This is a genomic window from Lacrimispora sphenoides JCM 1415, from assembly GCF_900105615.1.
Taxonomy (GTDB): domain Bacteria; phylum Bacillota; class Clostridia; order Lachnospirales; family Lachnospiraceae; genus Lacrimispora; species Lacrimispora sphenoides.
In genome coordinates this window covers 5,188,525-5,213,095 of the sequence record NZ_LT630003.1, presented here as the reverse complement: position 1 = coordinate 5,213,095, position 24,571 = coordinate 5,188,525, and the positions used below count along the sequence as shown (strand labels likewise).

Genomic DNA, 24,571 nt, shown 5'->3' with positions numbered 1-24,571 from the left:
GTCTCACACTCCTTCCGTATAAACCCAGAATTTCTTCGTTGCGAACAGAATCATTGTAATGAGGCCAATAATCCCAAGCATTACCCAGGCTAAGGCTGCCCCGTATCCAGTATTATAGAACTCGAAGGACTGCTGGTACATATAAACCGTATAGAACAAAGTGGAGTTAAGCGGTTTGCCCTGCGTAATAATGAAGCACTGGGTAAATGCCAGGAAACCGTTGATCATCTGCATCACCAGATTAAAGAAAATAGTAGGTGTTAAAAGAGGCAGAGTGATCTTGAAAAACTGGGAAAATTTATTTGCGCCGTCTACTCTGGCAGCCTCATAAAGCGTTACAGGAATCTGCTTTAAGGATGATAAAAAAATCAGCATAGAAGAACCAAACTGCCAGACTGCCAGGATAATAAGGGTCCAGATAGCCGTGTTCTTATTTCCAAGCCATGCAAAGCTGGTCTGAATCCCCATAATACCCAAAAGGTGGTTGACCACACCGTCAGTTGCAAACATTCTCTTCCAGAGAATAGCGACAGCCACTGAACCTCCAATGATGGATGGAAGATAGTAAGCCGCCCGGTAAAAGCCGGTTGCCTTTGTTGTATTAAGCAAAAGCATTGCCACCATAAGTGCAAAGATCAAACGCAGAGGAACAGATACTAAGGCGAAATAAAACGTGACTCCTATGGTCTGGAAAAATACTTTATCATCGGTAAACATCTTTATGTAGTTTTTAAGTCCTGCAAAAACAGGCGGCGACAAAATGTTATAATCACACAAAGAGTAGTAAAAGGATATTCCCATAGGCACCACCATAAACAGCAGGAAGCCGATGATGAAAGGAAGACTGAATATCACTCCCGCTGTACTTTCTTTGTTCAGGAAATGTCTGAGGCTTGCCCCTTTGTTATCTTTCATAGACGTCCTCCATTCAGGGATAACTTGTGTTCTTAGTCAATCGGATATTCGCAATCCGCATCGCTACTTGATGATGTTAAATCAGGGGCAGAGCAATCTCTGCCCCTGTACTGCTTCTATTTATTTTTTGTTCATAATGTTATTAGACCCGTTAAAGAATTCTTCTGCTGCTGTAGCTGCATCATAAGCACCGTAGCATAACTGTTCCTGAACCTGATTTAACAGATTGGAAACCTCACTTGCGCCGTCTGGCTGCGGTGGATTGATAGGGGAACAGTTCGGGGTTACAACATCATTGATATAACGGATTACCTCCTGATCCACATCACTCATCTTCGGTGCCAGTTCCCCTGCAATTACGCCGGAAGCCGGAACACCTCTTTCTCCCTGCAAAATGTCGTTTGCCTCGCTGGAATTTGTTAAGAAGTTAAGAACCTTAACTGCTTCTTCCGGATTCTTTGTTTGAGCGCCTACAGAGAAAAACATGCCAGACTTTAAATAACCGGATTTCTTCGGATCTGCTGACGGCCAGGTGGTAATACCGATTTCCATACCATCAGGAGCTGCTTTTTGAATAGCAGTCAGCTGATTTGAGTTATAAAAAGCACACCAGGACATGGTTTCAGGACCGGAGCCGTAAACCAGAGGCTCCTGTTCAACGGAACCGATGGAAAGCTCAGCAAATACGCCTGGATCAATAAACCATCCTTCTTTAATTCCCGTCTCATACATCTGGAAAAATGGAATGTAATCTTCCGCAGTTCCGCCCATCTTTTTGTCCCCATAGAGAACAATATCATTGCCTCTCATAAAGTAATCCAGATAGGCTCCCGCATTATAATAAGCAATGTTTGTTTTATACCCTGTCTTTTCGTAAACCTGGCGGCACAAATTAATAAATTCATCCGTAGTCATATAATCCTTAATTTCAATCCCGTTTTCTTCCAGCAGTGTTTTATTATACAGAAGAGAAGGCGCATTAATTCCTGCGCAGATTGCATAGATTCCATCTCCCACCTCACCGCTGGCCATGGTGTTTTCGGAAATATTGGAGACATCCAGGGTGCCATCTTCAATATATGGCTTTAGATCTACCAACAATCCGTTCTTCACATATTGGTCAACGAACGAATAATCCATCTGCACAAGATCCGGGATTGCCTGCCCTGCTGCAGATGTGGCCAGTTTGTTCCAATAATCAGACCACTCGGAAAACTGCCCTTCTATCACTGTCCCCGGGTTCTGCTCTGCATATAAGTCTAAGGCAGCCTGAGTTTTCTCATTTCTGACCTGATTTCCCCACCAACTCATAGTCAGCTTTACATCTCCGCCACCATTCCCTGCACCTGCTGCGGTAGACTCTGCTGCAGCAGAACCTTCCGTAGTGTCTGCAGTTGTAGATGTGGCACCGCCTCCGCATCCGGTAAGTGAAGCTGCTGCCATAGCTGCCGCCATTAGTAACGCAATTCTTTTCTTCATGAAACCTTCCTCCATTCATCTACTTTTGCTCTATCAAGCGTTTTCATTATACTTCCCACCATTCTTCCAGTAAATGAGTAAAACCGGGTTCCAAGTTGAAAAAACCGTGTTGTCTGTATAATTTGAATAGTTCTTTTACTTAATTGGTTGTTTTGCGGGAATGTTTTATATATAATTTAGCTGTCATTAGTTCAGTACGCGAAAGGCGGTCCTTTATGAAGCAGTTTATTAGAAATCTCTCTTTAAAAAAGAAGATTCATTCCATTGTATTTCTTTGCATCATCCTTTTGGCTTTCGTTTCTCTGTTCAGTATACATCTGGTATCCAAGGCCCATCAAAAGGTGCTTTATCAATCTGTGGCCTCATCCTTATCCTATACTGCCAAAGAGTTAAGTAACCAGCTGGACAATATTTCTACTATGGCTGATATGTTCCTTGCTGATACCAATGTTCAAAGCGGACTCGGGACTTTAAAGGATTCTTCCAGCGTTCAGGACCGTTCCATTGCATACAAAGCTCTTTACGGAACTTTAAATGAATATTATTTTACCTTCCGGAAAAACAATATCAACTATATGAGTCTTTATCAGGATCGCTATTCCATTCATACCCATATCACATCGGGAAATACCCTGCCGGAATCCGTTATTCAGGATCTTGTTGCAAGAGCAGAGAACGCGAAGGGACTCACTCTCTGGATTACCGATTACAGCGATGAGTACGGCCTGTTTATGGTCAAGAATCTGCGCCGCTCGGAATATTTAAGTCTGGATTCCTTAGGAACGCTTGTTGTCAGCTTAAATATTGACGGTATGATTAAAGCTGCCACAAAAACCAGCCATTTTTATGATGATACCCGTTATATTCTTTACGGTCAGGAGGATTTAATCTATAATTCCTCCAGTTTAAAAGCCGGGGAACTGTCACTTTTTGATAATTTCTTTCATTCCAGATATGGTCTTGTGAATCCGGATGGTAACAGCTTCTTTTATGTAAAAGGAATCATACCGGAATTTGACTGGGATTATGTTTGTCTGATTCCATATGACAGCATTGCGGATTCACTCCGTACCAGCCTAAAAATATGCCTGGCAATCATTACAGTCTCCATAGGACTGGCCATTTTGCTCTCCTCTGCCTTGATCGACTCCATTACAAGGCATTTTGATAATCTGCTTTTAAAAATGGAACGCTTTGCAGCCGGAGAAAATGAAACACCGCAGATTTCCTACGATTACAGCAAACGTGCTGATGAATTAGGTATTCTTCACACCCGCTTCGACCAAATGGTTGATAAAGTAAACCAATTGATCCGGACCAACTACTTAAACAAAATTCTTATAAAGGAAGCACAGCTAAAAGCCCTGGAAACTCAAATGAATCCGCATTTTTTATATAACACCCTGGAATCCATTAACTGGAGGGCAAAGTCAGTTGGGGCAAAAGATATTTCTTCCATGACAGAATCCCTGGGTACACTCCTTCGTATTACACTGGATCAAAAGCACAAAGAAGTTCCTTTAAGCCGGGAACTGGAGCTTGTACAATGTTATATGACAATCCAAAAATACCGCTATGAAGACCGGCTGGAATATGAGATATCCGCTCCCAAGAATCTCTTCGGATGTTATGTACTTAAGATGACGCTCCAGCCACTGGTGGAAAATGCCATCCGTTATGGATTGGAGGAAAATACGGAAGAATGCCGAATTCAAATCGTAGCTGAAACAGACGGTTCTTCCCTCTTCGTTTCTGTTAAAAATAACAGTTCCTTCTTTGAGGATGACCTCATAAAGAAACTTAAAACTCACAAAATCGAACCCCATGGTTTTGGAATTGGTCTTTTAAATATTCTGGAGCGAATGGAACTTACTTACGGAGAGAACTATGGTCTAACTCTCTATAATGAGGATGACCATGCCGTCGCCCGTTTGTCCTTTCCACTTAATCCTCATCCTTTAGTCATTTCTGATACGAAAGGAGAACGTTAATGCTTAAATTAATAATTGCCGATGATGAACGAATGATCCGGGAATCTATTTCTTCTCTTATTGACTGGAACAGCCTGGGTATCGAACTTATAGGAACCTGCCGCGACGGTATTGAGGCTTATAATATGATCCTCGATGAATCGCCTAATATCGTTATGACTGACATACGGATGCCTGGCCTGTCAGGTTTGGAGTTGATCGAACGCATATCTCAAACCGATATGGATATCCAGTTCATCCTGCTTTCTGGTTTTGGAGAATTTGAATATGCAAAGCAGGCGATGAAATACCGGGTCCATCATTATCTTCTTAAACCCTGCAACGAGGCACAAATCATGGAAAGCATGCGGGATGTGATCCAGGAATACTATCACCGTCAGGCATTTCAGGATTTGAAAGAACGCCAGAAGGCTCTGACCGCCAATCTCCACCACAGCATTCTGGCAAATATTATCAACGAACAGATTTTTCTGCCTGAACCGGCAGAATCTTCCTGGAATGCCTATTCCGGATTTATGGATTTTTATAATACGGGTTATGAAATGTGTTTTCTACACTATCTGGAAGAAGATTATTTTATCTCTGTTTTAAGCCGTATTTACGATTACATGGCCGAACATGCACCTGGTATAGAACTCTACAGCATATATGTGAAAAACTCCCTGATACTGTTTTTTGAAGGATATCAGGTCTCCTATGATACGTTCGATTCATTTATGCGAAGCTTAAATCCAAAGGCGCAGTCAGTGGAATTAGACTATAAACGTTATACCTTTTCCAGCCTGGGAAGGCTTTTAGAAACCTTGATTGCAAAGATCAAGCGTTACGGAATCATCTATTTCATGAATGGACTGCAGCCAGTCCCCACCTGTAATTATAAAAACCTGATCTCCGAAATAGAAGAGCTGACCACACTTTTAATAGAAGCAAACGGCTCGGAACTGAAATCACACCTGGAAGAACTTACTGCAATTTTAAACGACATCGGCAATCCCGACTTTTTAAAGCAGGCAGGTTCACGGATACTGATTAAATTTGCCACAGAAAGCAACTACCTGTCATCCGTTGACACCACGGAGTATCTGATGGATTTAAACCAGCAGACTGAGGTTGGCAGCATCCGCTCCTTACTTTGTGAAAAGCTTAACGAGGCCTTAAAAGAGCCGTCCACCCATTCCCAGCGCTACAGCCCTTTTATTGAAAAGGTCATGCAATATGTAGAGGAACATCTGGACAATCCCAATCTTACTTTGAAATCCATCGCAGAGAATTATCTGTTTATGAATGTGGATTATGTAAGCAAACGGTTCAGCAAGGAAACAAAACAAAAATTCTCAAACTACATCACCATCCTGCGCATCCAGAAAGCCAAGCAATTATTAGCAGAAGGTCATACCGAACAAATTCAATGGATCGCTCAGCAGGTAGGATGTGGAAATAACCCCCAGTATTTCAGCCAAATTTTCAAAAAAAATACGGGGTTGACACCAAGCGCATATGCAAAAAAGTTAAACGGAGGAGAATGACATGACAAACAAAGAATTACTGCCAAAAATCCATCTTGTGATGGACAAGCTAATGAACTTGGGAGGAGCTGACTATGAAAATGACCGCTCTGTCGGAAAGGAAGAAGCAAGCCGCGGCATCATTGCCAGGGACTTTGGTATCGAAGAATGGGACTGGCCTCAGGGCGTAGGTCTTTATGGTCTTTTAAAGCTACAGAGATTTTACGGAGATAACCGTTACTTAGAATTCTTTGACAGTTGGTTTGAGAACAATTTAAAGAAAGGACTGCCCAGCAAAAATATTAATACAACTGCCCCTTACCTGGTTTTAGCCGAACTGCTTGATGATCTTAAGAACCCGGAATATGAGAAGCTGTGCCTGGAGCACGCCCACTGGCTGATGACCGGACTTCCAAAAACAAAAGAAGGCGGTTTCCAGCATGTGGTAACTGCCATCGGAGACCGCGACGGAGTCCTGTTAAATGATGGGGAAATGTGGATTGATACGTTATTCATGGCAGTTTTGTTTTTAAATAAAATGGGCCATCGTTTCCAGAATCAGGAGTGGATAGGCGAGGCTCTTCATCAGGTATTATTACATATCAAATACTTATACGACAAACATACCGGATTATTTTATCACGGCTGGAGTTTTCCGTTAAATAATAATTTCGGAGGAGTTTTCTGGTGCAGGGGCAACTCCTGGTTTACCTATGGAATTCTGGAATATATTGAGTCCTACGAAGGAACTCTTGATCCGGGGCTTCTCACTTACCTGACAGATACCTTTAAAGCCCAGGTGAATGCTCTGATAGGTTTACAGACCCCTTCTGGTTTATGGCATACCGTTCTCACTGATCCTTCAAGTTACGAAGAAGTATCCGGCTCAGGAGCAATCGCCGGCGGTATTTTAAAAGGAATAAAAATGGGGATTCTCGATGAATCATATCATGACTGTGCAGACAGGGCCGTTAAAGCGGTATGCAAAAACATAGGAGAAGACGGAACCGTGTTAAATGTATCCGCAGGAACCGGGATGGGCTATCATGAAGATCATTATAAAAACATTACCATTCGCCCCATGGCCTACGGACAATCATTGGCTCTGATCTCACTGGTCGAAGGGTTGAATTAATAACAATCGGATATTCCCAATCCGCCCCCTGCTTAATGAGGTTAAATATACATACAAAAAAACCAGTAAATCTTACATTTACTGGTTTTTCTTATCACTGGGCTACAAGGATTCGAACCTTGAAAATGACGGAGTCAGAGTCCGTTGCCTTACCATTTGGCGATAGCCCATGAGTGCAACGAATGTATTATACTATAGCTTTTCATTCTGGTCAAGTACTTTTTTACACTTTATTTCCAAAAACAAATCATCAGGAAGAGCGTCCTGATGTTGCAGGCTCTTCCTGATTTTTTGTTGTATGAGGCTCTTCCTGGGAACCGTTTTTCCCGGTTTCCGTCGCATTCTTTGTCGTCTCAGGCGGGCTGCTTTCCTTAGCAGGGTCCGTCTGCTCTGTTTGTTTCGTCTCTTCGCTCTCTTCTTCTGCTGTATCCGGATCTGCATTCCCATCTCCGATCACAGGAGTCTCAAAGATCCCCTTTACGGTTGTCTGCTTTCCTATCTTAGGAGAAATACCGCCCAGGGTGAAGGTATATTCCGTACCTCCCTCCAGACCTGTCACATGAATCTCACAGGAATAAGAATCCGTATCTCCTACCTTGGCAGAATAGGTTTTTCCATCTCCGTCTTTTACTGAAACCGTAGGATTTTTCCATTTCACTTTGGTTTTAAAATAAACCTTCACAACGCCGTTGTCGTAATCCACATAGTCGATTTTAACATTTTCCGTCGTTACGACATCCGCTTCTGAGGTGGTCTCTCCCACTGTAGTCGCTTCTGTGGCGGTTGGCTGGGTCTGGGTCGCCTGTGTCGGTGCCTGGCTTGTCGTTTCTGATGAAGAGGCTGCAGTACTTGATTCCTCAGCCGCAGAACTCTCTGCTATGGTTTCAGGCACGGTTGCTGTGGCAACCTGAGTTGTTTGCGCCGGGATCGTCTCTTCCCCCGCATCAGTCTTACCGCTCACTGCATAAGAGCGTTCCGTTATTACTTTTGCAATCTCCTCCATGGTAAGAGGCGCCAACGCCTTCATATCTTCCATGGAAAGAGAATTGTTTTGCAAAATCAGCTCCCTCAAAAAATAAGCTTTTCCATATGAAATCTTATATTCCTCTGCCAGCTGTTTTACTTCATCCTCTTCCATGACCTGCTGGTCATAGACCACCGCCTTCAGCTGTTTTTCCTCCAGCGTATTCCGGATGTCATTGACCACCGCATAGCGCAGGCCCTGCGCCTTGCTGATGCTGTCATTGGACACAGTAACCAGGATCGCATTATCCAGCTCACTTAAATAGCCGTGGGTCACCATGGAACCGATCACGGCGTTGACCGCTGTGTTCAAATCCACTCCCTTTAGATCCATGTCCTGCATGATGCTTTCCCCATCCTCATTAAGGGCCTTTGCTTCCAGGACTTTATTCTTTTTATTCACAGATAATTCCACGCTTGGATTTACATCTATTCCAATTACAGAATCTACTTTCCCATTCTGATAAGTATATGTTCCTCCGGCCAAAGCGATCATGCAAAAGCATGCAGCCACCAAGGTTGCAATGACCCTCTGCCTCAGGAAGAAAACGGAACGTTTTTCCTCCTCTGCCTTTATCTGAGGCGTACTCAAGTCAATTCGTTCCAAAACATTAGGAGTCAAATCCCCGGCCGCAGATTTTAAGCAGGCTTCAATCTGTTGTCTATTCAATTGTCTGCGATTTAATTCAGCCATCTTAAAGCCTACTCCTCTCTCAAATAATTTTCCAGTTTTTTCATTGCACGGTTATATCTGGAAAGAGCTGTAGCCAAAGGAATCTTAAGGCTGGCGGCGATCTCCCTGTGCTTCATACCTCCCGAGGTATGAAGGAGAACGATCTCCCGTTCCTCTTCCTTAAGAATTTGAAGAGCGGCAAGAAGAACCATCTTATCAGCTGCCATCTCAATCTCAGGGCAGACTTCTCCTGTTTCCGCTCCGGTTAAATCCTCCAGTGTCACATCCGAATCATGCTTTTGCTCACGGAATTTCATATAGCACAGATTCCGGGCAATGGTAAACATCCATGCCAAGGGCTTCCCCTGGGATTTATAGCCTGACGCAGAAGTCCATATCTTAAGATATACCTCCTGCATGATCTCCTCCGCATCCTGGGGGTGCCTTACAATAGACAGGATAAAGCTGTATATCGTCCGGTCCGTATTCTGATATAGCTGCCGAAAGGCCTCCCGGTCCCCAACCGCAACTTTTTTAAGAAGCTCTTCGTCGCTCAAACGGCCATAATCCTCAGGCCCGCCAAGGCTCATCAATCCCATAAATAACATGGATCCGATTTCCTTTCTACTATGTTAATGCGAAATACTGTCATCTTATTGCATAATATGGAAAATTTTTATTACCTTATTTTTCCACCCCAAAACCGCTTTCCGCAGTTATGATCAGACAGCACCGCTTATCTATTTCAGTTACCTTTTTCGTGACTTCTTCCTTCAGCCAATCCTTCTTTTTCCTATCATATTCCCGGGGCATCACCAGATCAAAGATCAGATTGATCTGGCTTTTTCCCTCTACCATACGAAAATCGTGGAAAGAAATCCTCGAATCTATCTCCTGCAGCACATTATTCACCATGTTCCCAAATTCCAAAACCCTGGAATCTTTTGTCTCTACCGGGTCCATATGGATTACCAGAAATATCCCAAATTTTCTTACTGCTTCCCTCTCAATGGTATCAATGATTTCGTGGGACACTTCTATGTCAACATCATTAGGCACCTCTGCATGAATGGAAGCCATGCTTCTGGAAGGACCGTAGTTGTGTACAATCAAATCATGACTCCCTATAATTCCATCGTAGCTTTCTACAAATTCTGTAATCTCAACATATAACTTGGGATCAATCGGCTCTCCGATTAGAGGAGTAAGGGTATCCTTGGCAATTTTAACACCTGCCCACATGACAATGACAGAAACCGCAATCCCTATGATTCCGTCAATATTAAGTCCCCATATGCCATAAACAAGGATTGATACGATCGTGGCAGAAGTGGTAATCACATCTCCAAGGGAATCTGCCGCCGTAGCTTTCATGACCGTGGACTGGATTCTTTTCCCCAGAGTATTGTTAAAAAACGCCATCCAGAGCTTAACGCAAACAGATAGCAATAGAATTACAACAGACACAGCCTTAAACGTCATCTCTTCGGGCTGAATAATTTTCCCAATGGATGTTTTTAAAAAGGAAAAGCCTACCTGAATGACCAAAAAGGCTACGATAAAAGCAGCAATGTACTCCATTCTTCCGTGTCCAAAGGGATGGTCTTCATCGGCTGGTTTTCCGGCCATCTTTACCCCTATAAAGCCAATGATAGAAGAAGCAGCGTCAGAAAGGTTATTAAAAGCATCTGCCATAACAGAGATACTGTTCACCAGCATTCCAACCAACAGTTTTGCGCTGAACAAAATTACATTGCAGCAGATGCCTACGATACTCGCCATAAGCCCATACCGGGTCCGTACCTGAGTATCCTCTGTCTTTTTATAGTCCTTAACAAATCTCCTAACCAAAAACTCTGTCATAGTACTCCTTTTTCAGGCCTTTACTCTTTATAACATACCTGTTCAAGAAACAGTCCTTCCGGCGGCGCCGTATAGCCTGCCTCATTCCGATCCTTTGCATTCAGGATTTCCTTCATCTCTTCCGCTTTACGCTGTCCCAATCCCACTTCGATCAGCGTACCCGTTAAGATCCTGACCATATTATATAAAAAGCCGTTTCCCGTAAATCGTATCAGAAGACGGCTCCCCTGCTGTTCAAATTCAATCCGTTTTAAAACCCTGACTGTAGATTTCTTCATTTTCCGGTTGGAACAAAAGCTTTTAAAATCGTGTTCACCTATAAGAAAGGTCGAAGCCCGTTCCATAGCCTTTATATCAAGCTCCTTAAATAGACCATAGATATACTTTCTTTCAAAAACCTGCTTTTTTTCGCCCATATCGATCCGGTATAAATAGGTTTTTTCCTGGGCATGAAGGCGGCTGTGGAATCGCTCTGCCACGCACTCCACGGTTTTTATCCGAATGTCCTCTGGAAGATACTGGTTTAAATATTCCCTGATCTCCTCTGAACTCATTCCTGTATTCCCATGAAAATTAGCTACCTGGGCCAATGCATGAACGCCTGCATCCGTTCGTCCCGAACCATGTACTTCCACTGCCTGTCCCAGCATACGTTCTAAAACATGTTCGATCTTCCCCTGTATGGTCTGATCCGTATTTCCCTGTTTTTGCCAGCCATCATAACGGCTTCCGTCGTATTCCAGGAACATTCGATAATTTTTTATCATATTGTTTTCGACCTCTTCTTCTATATCTGTACAGCAAGGCAGCAATTAATATTCCAAAAGCCACTCCTGCGCAATCCAGCCACACATCTGATATCTGACCGGAACGGCCCCTTACCCCAAGCTGAATGGTCTCATCCACAAACGGTACCATAAACCCAGCTGTTAATCGTAGAAAATATCTTCTCTCCGCCGGAAAGTCAAAGGAACTTATACAACCGTACAGCAAAATTCCCAATAAGGTATATTCTGTGAAATGTCCCGTTTTACGGATTATGTGCTCTGTCAGCCACCTTGTGCTGATTCCCACGGATCCAAGTGATTCCTGTGCCACCCGAAGCACCCATCCGCTGTCAGCCGATGAGATATCCGACGGCTTCATGGAATTTGAAAATAAGAACAGGATAAAAAGAATGGTCACTGCCGTCCATATCGCTTTCTTTTTCATAGCCGTTTCCTCAAAATTCCGCCTTTCTCCACCTTTTAGGCGGCCTGAGTTTCATTTCCTCTATCTTCCATATTTTATCATAATTTCATCTATTATAGTACAACAGCAGTTATAATACAAGGATAGGCATTAAAAAAATCCCCAAAAACGGCCTAAAACCGCATATTTGGGGAAATTCCTTTTATGGTCCAATCGTAACCGGTACGCCTAAATTACAGTAACTCCATAATACATCCATATCGCTGTTGTCCACTGCAACGCAGCCGTGAGTGGTTCCGTCAGGAACCCTGCAGCCATGAATCTCAATAGCTCCTCCCAGAGGAGTATCCCATGGTGGCTGCTGCCCTGCCAAATTGGCCTTTATTATTTCATCTCTTTGAGCCTCGGTGATAATGCCGTCTGCATATCCTCTTTCCGCATCTTTAATACCCGGATAGGAAAGTCCCAATGCCAGATATGCTATGCTCTTATCATTTCTGGTACATACATAGAACTCCCCGCTGGGTGTTCTCATGTCACCCTCTACTTTTTTATTTCCTTCCGCTGAGGCCGCGCCCATGGAAACCGGGTATTCTGCAATCAATACACCATTCTGCTTTAATGTAAGCGTCTTTGTTCTCTTGCTCACATATATGGTCACGTTATTGGTCGTACCGGTATTGCCGGAGGTAATATTGGCACCGGGACCGGACACCGGCTCTGCGTACCCAGTAACTTGGGAAGATACCGCCAAAACGATGACCAGAACGGCTGAGATCAGACACCTATATCCTTTTCCTAACCATTTCATCATTCTTAACTCTCCTTTTTTGTTACATTATACCATCCATTTTGGAAACTATCATTTACAATATTCTTACATTTCCATCCAAAATTTTCCTATTATAAATTCCATTTATTTAAAGTAAACCCTGCAAATAAGCCAGTGTAGAATTTAAGCAGCCTTCTACCCCTACCAAACTGCTTTCCAGACAAAGGTGGTAATTCTGTGCCTTGCCCCATTCGCATCCGGTATAATACTGGTAATAATCTCTTCTCTTTTTATCTATCTCCCGGATTCGTTCTTCCATCAATTCAGGGCTGACGCCTGTTTCAAGAGAATTCATCCGTTTAATCCGCTCTTCCATTTTGGCATAAATAAACAGATTGATGCTGCTTTCAAGCACCCTGTCCGCACATCGTCCAACGATGATACATGGTCCCTCTTCTGCCAGCTTTCGTATCACACAAGACTGGGCCAGAAAAACTTGATCTGACATGGAAATCTCATAAATTGTAGAGAAGGGAGTATAATGGAGCTGTTCTACGGATTCCTGATGGACGGGAAGATGCTCGTCGTAATGCAGAAATGCTTCCTCCTCCAGATCACTTACTTCTGCAGATAAAGAAATCAGGTCCTTATCATAGAATGGAACTCCCAGCCTTTCAGCCAGTTTCATGCCCAACTCTCGTCCGCCGCTTCCAAACTCCCGGCTAATTGTAATCACCTTATCCAACATATGCTCCTCCTTATCTTCTGCTGAGTAATTTCTGAGTAATCCTCTTCTACCCATCATAGTTTCTGTATAGCAAGATATCTACAAGGCTGTCAAATGGGCTTTAAATCTCCTGTTAATATAACTGCATTTTACCACATTCTTAAATACCTGTATACCACATTTCGGCTCTACTTATTCATACTTAAGCCAAATTGCAAAAAAAGTATTGCGTACAGTATTTATTTTGTTAAATGATTAGTTATCTTTTTTAAAGGTTCCCAGACGTTATCACCGTAATTACTTACCAAAACGATCATCGTCTTTTTATCTGCATCATAGCTGGAAATAAAGCTGACACCTGGATCACAGCCTTGAAAATATGGTCTGTAACCGTAACCGTTATCCTGCTTTTCTAACCAAATGCCGTAGCCATAGCATTGCGCTTCTCCGCTATGATTTGTCATCATAGCCGCTGTCATCTCTGGCGAAAGCAATTGGCCGGACATCAAATGTTCCCAAAATAGGCTTATATCATTTACTGTTGTATAGGCGCCGCCTGCACCTGTGCCTTTTGCGTCCACACTGAAAATATTGGTACGGTAATCATTATCTTTTTCATTGTAAATATAATTTACCGCACATTTTGCAGGCAGTCTGTCCAATTCATAATACCCGGTACTAACCATACCACAAGGAGCAAATACATTTTCTTTCAGATATTCATCAAACGCTGATCCTGTTAATTCTTCAATTATCATAGCCAGCACGACAAAGCCGGTATTATTATATTGAAACATGCTTCCACGTGTATACATCATTGGCTTATCAATAAAAAGTGGCAGCAGGTCCTTATTTGAGCGTATCTTATAGTTAGGAAAATCGGTCCACAGTTCCTCATAGCCACTCATTACCCCTTCATCAAAGTAATCCGGTATTCCAGAAGTATGAGATAGTAATTCCTCTATGGTTATTGTACCATCAATAGCCTTTAAGTCAAAATTGAAAATATTTCCTATTTCATCATTAAACTTGAGCAACCCTCGTTCTATTAGCTGCAATATTCCAACAGCAACAAAAACCTTACCTGCAGATGCCGTCGCAAATTTTGTATCGTTTTCATTTGGAACCTTATTAGGTAAATCCGCATACCCAAATGACTTCTGAAAAACCATTTCATTACCTTCCTGTATGAGCACACAGCCCCTGAAGTCCAAGCCGATCAAGTCATTTATATCCATGCGCGTTTGATTCCTTTCTGCTGTTTTTTAGTAATCTTCCTTCAGTATAACATAAGTACTTTAAAAAAGAAGCATCCCAAATTCAATTATTTCCCCATAAAAAAACAGATCTCCATAACTGGAAATCCGTTTCTGATCCTTTAAATTGTACGTGTGAAGATGGAGTCGAATATTACTGCCGCCAAATCTATTTAAAATATAGAGACGCACACATTGTCTGACATGTTTCTACAGCTTGTCCACTAGTTAATATCCACAATTTCATATCCACCAGTTCATATGATTGCCGGTATTCATGTTAGGATTAATTCAAGTTTCTATATTCGTCAGGTAAACGATTAAAAATAAACCAAATTGCGATTGTAGCAATTAACGAGTAAATTGTGGAAACTATAAATCTACTTATAAACTCTTTGTTTGTTACCAAACATTTTATTCGATTGATGATTTTACCTACCATAAATTTAACCTTCTTTCTATTACTGCTATCATTACACTAAGCTACAAATAGTATAATCATAGAGAAATAAACTTATGACCTCATAGCAATTGATTTGTAAACTGTCTTCAGCTGTCTTCAAGTTGTAAATACGAAAAAATAGCGAAGGCCTTAGTAAATTAAGGCTTCCGCTGCAAATAAAAAAAGCGCGAGACGGGACTCGAACCCGCGACCCCGACCTTGGCAAGGTCGTACTCCACCAACTGAGCCACTCGCGCATATCTCTTATTAACTTTCCTCTTGAGACATATACCCTCAAAACCACACATTGCTACATATCTATCTTCATCCGTTCTTTCCTCTTACCTAAACCAACCTGGTTAAGCCCTCGACCTATTAGTGACAGTCAGCTGCACATGTTGCCATGCTTCCACCTCTGCCCTATCTACCTCGTCGTCTTCAAGGGGTCTTACTCTTGCGATGGGATATCTCATCTTGAGGGGGGCTTCACGCTTAGATGCCTTCAGCGTTTATCCCTTCCCGACTTGGCTACTCTGCCATGGCTTTGATAGCCAACAGATACACCAGAGGTCAGTCCATCCCGGTCCTCTCGTACTAAGGACAGCTCCTCTCAAATATCCTACGCCCACGCCGGATAGGGACCGAACTGTCTCACGACGTTCTGAACCCAGCTCGCGTACCGCTTTAATGGGCGAACAGCCCAACCCTTGGGACCTACTACAGCCCCAGGATGCGATGAGCCGACATCGAGGTGCCAAACCACTCCGTCGATGTGAACTCTTGGGAGTGATAAGCCTGTTATCCCCAGGGTAGCTTTTATCCGTTGAGCGATGGCAATCCCACTTTATACCACCGGATCACTAAGTCCTAGTTTCCTACCTGCTCCACCCGTCGGTGTCGCAGTCAAGCTCCCTTATGCCTTTGCACTCTTCGAATGGTTTCCGTCCATTCTGAGGGAACCTTTGAGCGCCTCCGATACCCTTTCGGAGGCGACCGCCCCAGTCAAACTCCCCGCCTGACATTGTCCCCCAGCCAGGTCATGGCTGCAGGTTAGAAATCCAATACCGCAAGGGTGGTATCCCAACATCGGCTCTGATAAGACTGGCGTCCTATCTTCTTAGCCTCCCACCTATCCTGTACATGCAGTACCGAATCCCAGTATCAAGCTGGAGTAAAGCTCCATGGGGTCTTTCCGTCCTGGCGCAGGTAACCAGCATCTTCACTGGTACTTCAATTTCACCGGGTGCATTGTTGAGACAGCGCTCAAATCATTACGCCTTTCGTGCGGGTCGGAACTTACCCGACAAGGAATTTCGCTACCTTAGGACCGTTATAGTTACGGCCGCCGTTTACTGGGGCTTAAATTCAGAGCTTCGCGTTGCCGCTAACCCCTCCTCGTAACCTTCCAGCACCGGGCAGGCGTCAGCCCATATACCTCACCTTTCGGTTTTGCATAGACCTGTGTTTTTGCTAAACAGTTGCTTGAGCCTATTCTCTGCGGCCTGGTTTCCCAGGCACCCCTTATCCCGAAGTTACGGGGTCATTTTGCCGAGTTCCTTAACAATGCTTCTCCCGCCGGCCTTAGGATTCTCTCCTCATCCACCTGTGTCGGTTTACGGTACGGGCACATATTACACAATAGCGGCTTTTCTTGACAGCCCCTACGAAGACTTCCCTACTTATGTTCGGTACGCGTCACACCTTCCTGTTGCTGGGTGGATTTGCCATTCCAGCCAGTCCAGTGCTTGCCCCGGTCTTTTCATTCCCGGGTTCTTCTTCGGTTCTGTGTCCCCACAGTTCTGATAATATGCGGTACAGGAATTTCAACCTGTTGTCCATCGACTACGTCTTTCGACCTCGCCTTAGGCCCCGACTTACCCAGAGCAGATCAGCTTTACTCTGGAAACCTTAGATATTCGGCCTGGAGGATTCTCACCTCCATCTCGCTACTCATTCCGGCATTCTCTCTTCTTAACACTCCACATCTCCTTACGGTAATGCTTCTGTGCGTTAAGAATGCTCCTCTACCAATGTATATAAATATACATTCCACAGCTTCGGTGTCGTGTTTTAGCCCCGGACATTTTCGGCGCAGGACCTCTCGACTAGTGAGCTATTACGCACTCTTTGAATGTGTGGCTGCTTCTAAGCCAACATCCTAGTTGTCTGTGAAATCCCACATCCTTTTCCACTTAACACGCACTTTGGGACCTTAGCTGGTGGTCTGGGCTCTTTCCCTTTTGACTACCCAACTTATCTCGTGCAGTCTGACTCCCGTACATCATCTGGCCGGCATTCGGAGTTTGATATTCTTTGGTAAGCTTTGACGCCCCCTAGGAAATTCAGTGCTCTACCTCCGGCAGACTAATACGAGGCTAGCCCTAAAGCTATTTCGAGGAGAACCAGCTATCTCCGGGTTCGATTGGAATTTCTCCCCTACCCACACCTCATCGCCACCCTTTTCAACGGATGTGCGTTCGGTCCTCCATTTCCTTTTACGGAAACTTCAACCTGGACATGGGTAGATCACCCGGTTTCGGGTCTACCTTTACTGACTCTATGCCCTATTAAGACTTGGTTTCCCTTCGGCTCCACACCTTAAGTGCTTAACCTTGCCAGTAACGGTAACTCGCCGGACCGTTCTACAAAAAGTACGCGGTTCCACCTTTAACGTGGTTCCACAGCTTGTAAACACAGGGTTTCAGGTTCTCTTTCACTCCCCTCCCGGGGTCCTTTTCACCTTTCCTTCACAGTACTATGCGCTATCGGTCACTAAGTAGTATTTAGCCTTGGGGGGTGGTCCCCCCGAATTCCCACAAGGTTTCTCGTGTCTCGTGGTACTTTGGATCCTGCTCGCTGACTATTGCTTTCCCATACAAGGCTTTCACTTTCTATGGCCGGTCTTTCCAGGACCGTTCTGGTAACAAATCGTCTCACTTATTGCAGTCCATAACCCCAGTATGCACGCATACTGGTTTAGGCTCCTTCCATTTCGCTCGCCGCTACTTTGGAAATCGAGTTTTCTTTCTTTTCCTCCGGGTACTTAGATGTTTCAGTTCCCCGGGTTCCCGACGTATGGCTATGTATTCACCATACGACAACTGAGGTTTGCTCAGCTGGGTTTCCCCATTCAGATATCTCCGGATCAAAGGATATTTGCTCCTCCCCGAAGCTTTTCGCAGCTTATCACGTCTTTCATCGGCTCTTAGTGCCAAGGCATCCACCCTGCGCTCTTATTAGCTTAACCAATTCGATGTTCACCTGCGGGTGCGGGCTACTTATCTAAGATACATAGCGTTGTATCTCTGGTCTTAGGTTTGTTATTTCACCGTACGTTACGGTTACTTTAACGAGTTTTGTTTGGTTACATCGTTCGATGTAACACCTCGGATGTCTTGATGTCGTCTTTATACTTTAACATATAAAAACTAATCTAGATATATTTCAATATGTGGTTTTCAAGGTACATGCGTGATGCAATCTGAAGTGCTATTAATTATAATAAACTTCGTAATTACACCAAATGGAGATGGAGAGATTCGAACTCTTGACCCCCTGCTTGCAAGGCAGGTGCTCTCCCAACTGAGCTACACCCCCATAAAGTAATCTGGCACCCACCTGCTCTCCCATGCCGTCTCCAGCATAGTACCATCGGCCGCTTAAGTCTTAACCATCGTGTTCGGGATGGGAACGGGTGTCTCCCCTAAGCGCATCGGCACCAGAAATCTTTTGTCTTCTTGGTGTTTCCATATTCTTTTTTATTTCTTTGAAAACTTAAGACTCAACAGTATATAAAACCCTTACTTCTTCTTCCTTAGAAAGGAGGTGATCCAGCCGCACCTTCCGATACGGCTACCTTGTTACGACTTCACCCCAGTTATCAGTCCCGCCTTCGGCAGCTCCCTCCTTACGGTTGGGTCACTGACTTCGGGCGTTACCAACTCCCATGGTGTGACGGGCGGTGTGTACAAGACCCGGGAACGTATTCACCGCGGCATTCTGATCCGCGATTACTAGCGATTCCAGCTTCATGTAGTCGAGTTGCAGACTACAATCCGAACTGAGACGTTATTTTTGGGGTTTGCTCCAGATCGCTCCTTTGCTTCCCTTTGTTTACGCCATTGTAGCACGTGTGTAGCCCAAATCATAAGGGGCATGATGATTTGACGTCATCCCCACCTTCCTCCAGGTTATCCCTGGCAGTCTCCCCAGAGTGCCCAACTTGACTTGCTGGCTACTAAGGATAAGGGTTGCGCTCGTTGCGGGACTTAACCCAACATCTCACGACACGAGCTGACGACAACCATGCACCACCTGTCTGGAATGCCCCGAAGGGAAGGGATCGTTACATCCCGGTCATTCCGATGTCAAGACTTGGTAAGGTTCTTCGCGTTGCTTCGAATTAAACCACATGCTCCACCGCTTGTGCGGGTCCCCGTCAATTCCTTTGAGTTTCATTCTTGCGAACGTACTCCCCAGGTGGAATACTTATTGCGTTAGCGGCGGCACCGAAGAGCTTTGCTCCCCAACACCTAGTATTCATCGTTTACGGCGTGGACTACCAGGGTATCTAATCCTGTTTGCTCCCCACGCTTTCGAGCCTCAACGTCAGTTACAGTCCAGTAAGCCGCCTTCGCCACTGGTGTTCCTCCTAATATCTACGCATTTCACCGCTACACTAGGAATTCCACTTACCTCTCCTGCACTCTAGCACCACAGTTTCCAAAGCAGTCCCGGGGTTGAGCCCCGGGCTTTCACTCCAGACTTGCAGTGCCGTCTACGCTCCCTTTACACCCAGTAAATCCGGATAACGCTTGCCCCCTACGTATTACCGCGGCTGCTGGCACGTAGTTAGCCGGGGCTTCTTAGTCAGGTACCGTCATTTTCTTCCCTGCTGATAGAGCTTTACATACCGAAATACTTCTTCACTCACGCGGCGTCGCTGGATCAGGGTTTCCCCCATTGTCCAATATTCCCCACTGCTGCCTCCCGTAGGAGTTTGGGCCGTGTCTCAGTCCCAATGTGGCCGGTCACCCTCTCAGGTCGGCTACTGATCGTCGGCTTGGTGGGCCGTTACCTCACCAACTACCTAATCAGACGCGGGTCCATCTCATACCACCGGAGTTTTTCACACCGTACCATGCGGCACTGTGTGCTTATGCGGTATTAGCAGTCGTTTCCGACTGTTATCCCCCTGTATGAGGCAGGTTACCCACGCGTTACTCACCCGTCCGCCGCTAAGTCAATTCAAAATCCGTCCGAAAACTTCATTTAAATCGCTTCGCTCGACTTGCATGTGTTAAGCACGCCGCCAGCGTTCATCCTGAGCCAGGATCGAACTCTCAAATTAAATGGTGTTCAATCCGGGGTCAAAATCAACTAACTAGCTAATTTATTTCCCGTTTTACTTGTTGTTTGGTTCGTATACAATTGCTTGTATTCGTTCTGAAATTTTCTCATTCAAAGCCATCAAACATGACTTGTTTTATTAGAATTTTCAGGGTTTTACATACTGTTCAATCTTCTGTTTTCAAAGTGCTTTATTTCGTGTCGCTGTCTCAGCAGCAACTTTTATAGGATATCATAACGGGTTGTTTTTGTCAACCTTTTTTTATTTTTCTTCAAAACTTTTTCATCGCTCATCGATGTGTTTTAGAAGAAGTTTTTGCCGCCGTTTTCAGCGGCGAGTTATATCATACCAAAGCATCTGACAAAAGTCAACAATTATTTTGTATTTTTTTCAAATTAATATTCCAGAACATTGAATGGTAAAATCGGCATATTATATTCTATCGTACTGACCATTGTTTCCCTTCTATATTACATAGATTTAATGCCTGTATATTTGTCTTTGAATTTTCTTATTACCTATTATATAAATCACCTTCAGCATTACCTGCACCTTTAATCTGTTATTTTGAGTGGATCTCTTATAACAGCCATCTTGAATTGACTATCAAAAATTCAAGAGATTGCGCCTACATTATCCCTCTTAAATTTTTCCACAGTCTTAGCAATAATGAAAGTTCTTTGAGTATCCGATAAACATCTAAGCTCGTTGACGCAAACTTATAGCTATAAGAGGAATCCTATAAGAACCTTCATACCTTTATATCGGCCCTTATAATAAAAAGTATTTTCTCAAGCACCATTACTGTTCTTCCTATATAAATAAGTTACTGACAATGAATTGGTACGCGTCGCAATCATACTCCATGATTTTGACTCCTATCAACGTGATTTCTATATTACTGTTCTATTTATTATGAGAGTGGAACGCTCTTGGATATCTAATGGAATTTTTGCAGGAGCTTTTATTTGATATTTCCCATGGGAAAATGTCTCCTTTTTCTTGACAATTTGTCACTCAAATGGTATCATCTATGTTGTCGTCAGCGGGTATGGCGGAATTGGCAGACGCGCCAGATTTAGGTTCTGGTGGGAGACCGTGCAGGTTCAAGTCCTGTTACCCGCATTGATCGAAAACCCTAGTGTTTACAAGAATTTCTTGCAAACACTAGGGTTTTTGCATATCAGGCTTGAAAGTTTTTTACTTTATAAGGCACTCATATACCCATAAATGCAACACGATTTCACACATAAAGAAGTTAGAAATGATATAATTCAATAAAGGGCGGGTATCTGGAATTCCAGACCTGCCTTTTAATTTACTAAATAATTAAAACGGTTTGAGCAGTATTACAATCTGTAGAAAAACATATGGGAGTATTGGGGATCGGGACTAATGTAAAAAACATGGTAAAATATGTCTGAATGATAGAACAAATTTTATCCTTCTTCATATTCTAATTTATAGTAAAATAATTGGAGTAATATAATGACAAATTATCCCCCTCCTTATGGAGCACCTACTTCTCCTCCTCCAAGAGTACCACCCAGAAAACCAAGAAATTCATATATGATTGATTGCATGTTCAAATATACGTATGTATGGCCACAGTTAGGTGATGAGTTTTGGTATTATCCAATTAGTTTACAGTACGGTGCAGTGTTAGGATACCGCTGGACAGGAAGAAGCTGGACTTTCTTTGGTTTTGATCCGGATTTGATTGATGAAGTAGCATGCGTTCCGGTACCTACACTTTATTAGTTATAATAGGGAAGATGGATACAGCCCATTTCATGCAGTAAAATAAAAAGGCATCAGGATAAGTAAATCTTGATGCCTTAATTTCTCTTCTATATTCAACAGTTTCCTGCTGACCTCCCCTGCACCGGCCGTATTATTTACTTTCGTAAGGTGCCATGGTAGAATAAGCATACAAAGGTTTCTATCATTTATATCAAACGAGGTAAGTTGCCATGCGCAGTGAAAAGGAAATGTTTGAATTGATTTTGAGAGTTGCACAAGCTGATGAACGCATCAGAGCAGCATACATGAATGGTTCCCGAGCAAATCCCCTTATTGAAAAGGATATTTATCAGGATTATGACATTGTTTTTGTGGTTTCTGAGACACAATCATTTTTGTCGGATAAAACGTGGATAAAGGTCTTTGGAGAAGTTGCCGTCATGCAGGAACCGGATTCTAATGACTTTGGCTGGGGCAAAGACTGCGACTTTACCAAATCATATGGCTGGCTCATCTTATATAAAGACGGGAATCGAATTGATCTGCATATTATGACCAAAGAAAAGGCCATTGAGAATTATCTTTCCGACAGCCTTACAGTGCCTTTGCTGGACAAGGATCATATCTTGCCTCAAATACCTCAGGCAAGTGATACTGGCTACTGGATTAAAATTCCCACGAAACAAATGTATGACGGATGCTGCAATGAGTTTTGGTGGTGTTTAAACAACGTTGCAAAAGGAATTAAAAGAAATCAGATTCCATATGCGATGAGAATGTATATGGAGATTGTACACATTCAGCTTGATATAATGGTGGAATGGTACATCGGCATGAATCATGGATTTTCTGTTTCAACGGGAATGTGGGGGAAATATTATAAAAAATACCTGCCTTCAGAGCTGTATGATAAATATTTGAAGACCTACTCTGACGGCAGTCCTGAAAATCTTTGGAATGCTGTTTTCTCAGCCTGCGATCTGTTTCGTTTTCTTGCACTGCAAGTTTCCGGCCATTTGGGTTACACCTACTTCGTGCAAGACGATGAAAATATGATCAAATATATCACTTCAATAAAAAATGCTGACATTAATCAATCGGAGATCTAATCCAGGATTGTTTTCCAGGCTTGCTCAGAAAAAGCCTGAAAACACATTTTTATCTGTTCTGCATTGCTCTTTTCCGTTGCAAGTGGCGGCAATTCTTCCAATGAGAAATAACGGCTGTCCGTGGTTTCATTATTTGCTTTAAATGAACCTCCAATAACGGAACACTGTATAAAAATTTTACAAATTTTGTAGGCATAGATTGGAAGATTATGTTTTTCTCTGTCCTGCACGGCAATAACCTTTTCAACCTCGACATCAAGGCCTGCTTCTTCCCTGACTTCTTTTATTATATTTTCTTTTACTGATAAATCTACATCGACCCAGCCTCCAGGCAGTGACCATCTCCCATCGGCTTCTTTAACCAGAAGAATCCTGTTGTTCTTAAAAATGGCGGCCCTGGTATCGATCTTGGGGGTTTGGTATCCTGTTTCACCGCAAAATAAATCTTTGACCTTTTCGACAGGCATTTCTGATTGTCTGCTGATTATTTCAGCCGAAATCTCCCGGATCCTTTCAAATCGTTCCTGGTCAAAGCAATCCTTCGTATAATGTAGTCCGGCCTGTGCGATTGCCTGCAATTCAACCGCCCATTCAAGCCATTTTTTATCCTCCATAATGCTTTCCTTCCTCACTCCATACTAAGTAGTATATTATCTCACATCTCCATAACTATCAAGATTATCTTTCAAAATTGCGGTTACGGACGGCAGGCAAAAGAAAAAATGAAGCAATCAAAGTTAATTTAGAAAGGAGAGGCAATTTGGATACCAGAACAATCATGATATTTCCAGAATTTCATAACATGGATGTGATTCATTTCTATAGGAAACAATACGATCCATTATCTGCTCTTGTTAAACCGCATATTACTTTAGTTTTTCCCTTTCAAAGCAATATGAGTAATGATAGATTGAACAAGCACTTAAGCGATAAGCTTATGAATATCAAACCTTTTGAAATTACTCTGAATGGAGTTACAAAGCAGCCTGGTGAATTAGGGAATTATTTGTTTTTAAATATTATAGAAGGAAAGGAACATATTCATGAAATCCATGAACTACTCTATTCCGGTCTATTAAAGGAGTATAAAAAAGGATACCCTTATACTCCTCATTTAACTCTTGGAAATTTAGACTCCTTAGAAAAACTGGAAATGGCCTATTTAGATGCTTCTAAATGCAATGAAACATTTAAAGCTGTAATAAACACAATTTCAGTTGAAGTGATAGGTGCATCGGGAGAGTCAATGATAATAAGCGAGCACAGACTGCCGGAATGAAGGCGGTATAGCCTTCCGGTCGATCCATTTCTCATATTTTTTCATCTTCTGCCATATTATTTAACATGCATATCGGCCCGGCAGTGCTGCCGGGACATCCCTATTTTAGACAGCCACT

Annotated in this window: 16 protein-coding genes, 4 tRNA genes and 3 rRNA genes; 6 read left to right on the top strand and 17 right to left on the bottom strand. The window is 43.2% G+C overall.

All coding sequences use genetic code 11. The features are described 5' to 3' along the window. Nucleotides 1-3 precede the first annotated feature (3 nt). Both BMX69_RS23565 and BMX69_RS23560 read right to left on the bottom strand, forming a co-directional pair. A complete protein-coding gene (locus tag BMX69_RS23565) occupies nt 4-915 on the bottom strand; it encodes a carbohydrate ABC transporter permease (protein WP_025231456.1) in 912 nt (303 codons plus the stop codon). Between the two features lie 120 nt (nt 916-1,035). Then, nucleotides 1,036-2,394: an ABC transporter substrate-binding protein gene (locus BMX69_RS23560; RefSeq protein WP_100043685.1), complete on the bottom strand. Its 1,359-nt coding sequence runs from the start codon at nt 2,392-2,394 to the stop codon at nt 1,036-1,038. Between the two features lie 215 nt (nt 2,395-2,609). On the opposite strand from BMX69_RS23560, the gene BMX69_RS23555 reads away from it, so the two are divergent. Genes BMX69_RS23555 through BMX69_RS23545 form a run of 3 tightly spaced genes read left to right on the top strand, consistent with a single transcriptional unit; the run spans nt 2,610 to nt 7,025 of the window. Further along, nucleotides 2,610-4,385: a sensor histidine kinase gene (locus BMX69_RS23555; RefSeq protein ID WP_100043684.1), complete on the top strand. Its 1,776-nt coding sequence runs from the start codon at nt 2,610-2,612 to the stop codon at nt 4,383-4,385. Then, nucleotides 4,385-5,911, top strand: coding sequence for a response regulator transcription factor (locus BMX69_RS23550; RefSeq protein WP_054791556.1), 1,527 nt, complete (start codon nt 4,385-4,387; stop codon nt 5,909-5,911). The genes BMX69_RS23555 and BMX69_RS23550 overlap by 1 nt, the downstream gene beginning before the upstream one ends. Nucleotide 5,912: 1 nt before the next feature. Continuing rightward, nucleotides 5,913-7,025 carry a glycoside hydrolase family 88/105 protein gene (locus BMX69_RS23545; RefSeq protein ID WP_054791557.1) on the top strand — a complete coding sequence of 371 codons (1,113 nt, stop codon included), beginning with the start codon at nt 5,913-5,915 and terminating at the stop codon, nt 7,023-7,025. Between the two features lie 97 nt (nt 7,026-7,122). On the opposite strand, the gene BMX69_RS23540 is transcribed toward BMX69_RS23545, so the two are convergent. The 14 genes from BMX69_RS23540 to BMX69_RS23475 form a co-directional block, all read right to left on the bottom strand. Continuing rightward, a tRNA-Gln gene (locus BMX69_RS23540) sits at nt 7,123-7,195 on the bottom strand. 80 nt (nt 7,196-7,275) lie between these two features. Next, entirely contained in the window at nt 7,276-8,742 is a 1,467-nt protein-coding gene (locus BMX69_RS23535) for an anti-sigma-I factor RsgI family protein (RefSeq protein WP_054791558.1), read from the bottom strand. 8 nt (nt 8,743-8,750) lie between these two features. Then, nucleotides 8,751-9,329, bottom strand: a complete 579-nt coding sequence (locus BMX69_RS23530) for an RNA polymerase sigma factor (protein WP_035286440.1) — start codon at nt 9,327-9,329, stop codon at nt 8,751-8,753. A 76-nt stretch (nt 9,330-9,405) separates the two neighbouring features. Then, on the bottom strand, nt 9,406-10,584 hold the full coding sequence (locus BMX69_RS23525) for a cation diffusion facilitator family transporter (RefSeq protein WP_100043683.1): 1,179 nt from the start codon (nt 10,582-10,584) through the stop codon (nt 9,406-9,408). Between the two features lie 20 nt (nt 10,585-10,604). Continuing rightward, nucleotides 10,605-11,351, bottom strand: a complete 747-nt coding sequence (truA, locus tag BMX69_RS23520; protein ID WP_100043682.1) for a tRNA pseudouridine(38-40) synthase TruA — start codon at nt 11,349-11,351, stop codon at nt 10,605-10,607. Continuing rightward, nucleotides 11,302-11,796: a VanZ family protein gene (locus tag BMX69_RS23515; protein WP_054791559.1), complete on the bottom strand. Its 495-nt coding sequence runs from the start codon at nt 11,794-11,796 to the stop codon at nt 11,302-11,304. The genes truA and BMX69_RS23515 overlap by 50 nt, the downstream gene beginning before the upstream one ends. A 181-nt stretch (nt 11,797-11,977) precedes the next feature. Next, nucleotides 11,978-12,589, bottom strand: a complete 612-nt coding sequence (locus BMX69_RS23510; protein WP_025231446.1) for a L,D-transpeptidase family protein — start codon at nt 12,587-12,589, stop codon at nt 11,978-11,980. Nucleotides 12,590-12,695: 106 nt separating this feature from the next. Continuing rightward, nucleotides 12,696-13,292 carry a cytidylate kinase-like family protein gene (locus tag BMX69_RS23505; protein ID WP_100043927.1) on the bottom strand — a complete coding sequence of 199 codons (597 nt, stop codon included), beginning with the start codon at nt 13,290-13,292 and terminating at the stop codon, nt 12,696-12,698. A 221-nt stretch (nt 13,293-13,513) separates the two neighbouring features. After that, nucleotides 13,514-14,512, bottom strand: a complete 999-nt coding sequence (locus BMX69_RS23500) for a serine hydrolase domain-containing protein (RefSeq protein ID WP_054791560.1) — start codon at nt 14,510-14,512, stop codon at nt 13,514-13,516. Between the two features lie 644 nt (nt 14,513-15,156). After that, nucleotides 15,157-15,229 (bottom strand) — tRNA-Gly (locus BMX69_RS23495). A 98-nt stretch (nt 15,230-15,327) separates the two neighbouring features. Next, nucleotides 15,328-18,219: ribosomal RNA gene (locus BMX69_RS23490) — 23S ribosomal RNA — on the bottom strand. Between the two features lie 277 nt (nt 18,220-18,496). Continuing rightward, nucleotides 18,497-18,569: transfer RNA gene (locus BMX69_RS23485), tRNA-Ala, on the bottom strand. A gap of 8 nt (nt 18,570-18,577) precedes the next feature. Beyond that, nucleotides 18,578-18,695, bottom strand: a 5S ribosomal RNA gene (gene rrf, locus BMX69_RS23480). Between the two features lie 95 nt (nt 18,696-18,790). Beyond that, nucleotides 18,791-20,322 (bottom strand): 16S ribosomal RNA (locus BMX69_RS23475). The 16S, 23S and 5S rRNA genes sit together here with 2 tRNA genes alongside, the layout of an rRNA operon. Before the next feature lie 1,045 nt (nt 20,323-21,367). Between BMX69_RS23475 and BMX69_RS23470 the strand changes: the two genes are divergently transcribed. Together BMX69_RS23470 and BMX69_RS23460 are read left to right on the top strand one after the other, a co-directional pair. After that, nucleotides 21,368-21,447: transfer RNA gene (locus BMX69_RS23470), tRNA-Leu, on the top strand. Between the two features lie 848 nt (nt 21,448-22,295). Then, nucleotides 22,296-23,174 carry an aminoglycoside 6-adenylyltransferase gene (locus BMX69_RS23460; RefSeq protein ID WP_054791759.1) on the top strand — a complete coding sequence of 293 codons (879 nt, stop codon included), beginning with the start codon at nt 22,296-22,298 and terminating at the stop codon, nt 23,172-23,174. On the opposite strand, the gene BMX69_RS23455 is transcribed toward BMX69_RS23460, so the two are convergent. Beyond that, nucleotides 23,171-23,788 carry an NUDIX hydrolase N-terminal domain-containing protein gene (locus tag BMX69_RS23455; protein ID WP_330387549.1) on the bottom strand — a complete coding sequence of 206 codons (618 nt, stop codon included), beginning with the start codon at nt 23,786-23,788 and terminating at the stop codon, nt 23,171-23,173. The two genes, BMX69_RS23460 and BMX69_RS23455, sit on opposite strands and share 4 nt — an antisense overlap. 146 nt (nt 23,789-23,934) lie before the next feature. Between BMX69_RS23455 and BMX69_RS23450 the strand changes: the two genes are divergently transcribed. Next, complete coding sequence (locus BMX69_RS23450; RefSeq protein WP_054791758.1) at nt 23,935-24,453, top strand: 2'-5' RNA ligase family protein; 519 nt, start codon at nt 23,935-23,937, stop codon at nt 24,451-24,453. Nucleotides 24,454-24,571: the final 118 nt, after the last annotated feature.

Bases quoted from the DNA above. Each gene is read 5' to 3' on its own strand.
- BMX69_RS23565 (WP_025231456.1), bottom strand. From the start codon at position 915: ATGAAAGATAACAAAGGGGCAAGCCTCAGACATTTCCTGAACAAAGAA.
- BMX69_RS23560 (WP_100043685.1), bottom strand. From the start codon at position 2,394: ATGAAGAAAAGAATTGCGTTACTAATGGCGGCAGCTATGGCAGCAGCT.
- BMX69_RS23555 (WP_100043684.1), top strand. From the start codon at position 2,610: ATGAAGCAGTTTATTAGAAATCTCTCTTTAAAAAAGAAGATTCATTCC.
- BMX69_RS23550 (WP_054791556.1), top strand. From the start codon at position 4,385: ATGCTTAAATTAATAATTGCCGATGATGAACGAATGATCCGGGAATCT.
- BMX69_RS23545 (WP_054791557.1), top strand. From the start codon at position 5,913: ATGACAAACAAAGAATTACTGCCAAAAATCCATCTTGTGATGGACAAG.
- BMX69_RS23535 (WP_054791558.1), bottom strand. From the start codon at position 8,742: ATGGCTGAATTAAATCGCAGACAATTGAATAGACAACAGATTGAAGCC.
- BMX69_RS23530 (WP_035286440.1), bottom strand. From the start codon at position 9,329: ATGTTATTTATGGGATTGATGAGCCTTGGCGGGCCTGAGGATTATGGC.
- BMX69_RS23525 (WP_100043683.1), bottom strand. From the start codon at position 10,584: ATGACAGAGTTTTTGGTTAGGAGATTTGTTAAGGACTATAAAAAGACA.
- truA (WP_100043682.1), bottom strand. From the start codon at position 11,351: ATGATAAAAAATTATCGAATGTTCCTGGAATACGACGGAAGCCGTTAT.
- BMX69_RS23515 (WP_054791559.1), bottom strand. From the start codon at position 11,796: ATGAAAAAGAAAGCGATATGGACGGCAGTGACCATTCTTTTTATCCTG.
- BMX69_RS23510 (WP_025231446.1), bottom strand. From the start codon at position 12,589: ATGATGAAATGGTTAGGAAAAGGATATAGGTGTCTGATCTCAGCCGTT.
- BMX69_RS23500 (WP_054791560.1), bottom strand. From the start codon at position 14,512: ATGGATATAAATGACTTGATCGGCTTGGACTTCAGGGGCTGTGTGCTC.
- BMX69_RS23460 (WP_054791759.1), top strand. From the start codon at position 22,296: ATGCGCAGTGAAAAGGAAATGTTTGAATTGATTTTGAGAGTTGCACAA.
- BMX69_RS23455 (WP_330387549.1), bottom strand. From the start codon at position 23,788: ATGGAGGATAAAAAATGGCTTGAATGGGCGGTTGAATTGCAGGCAATC.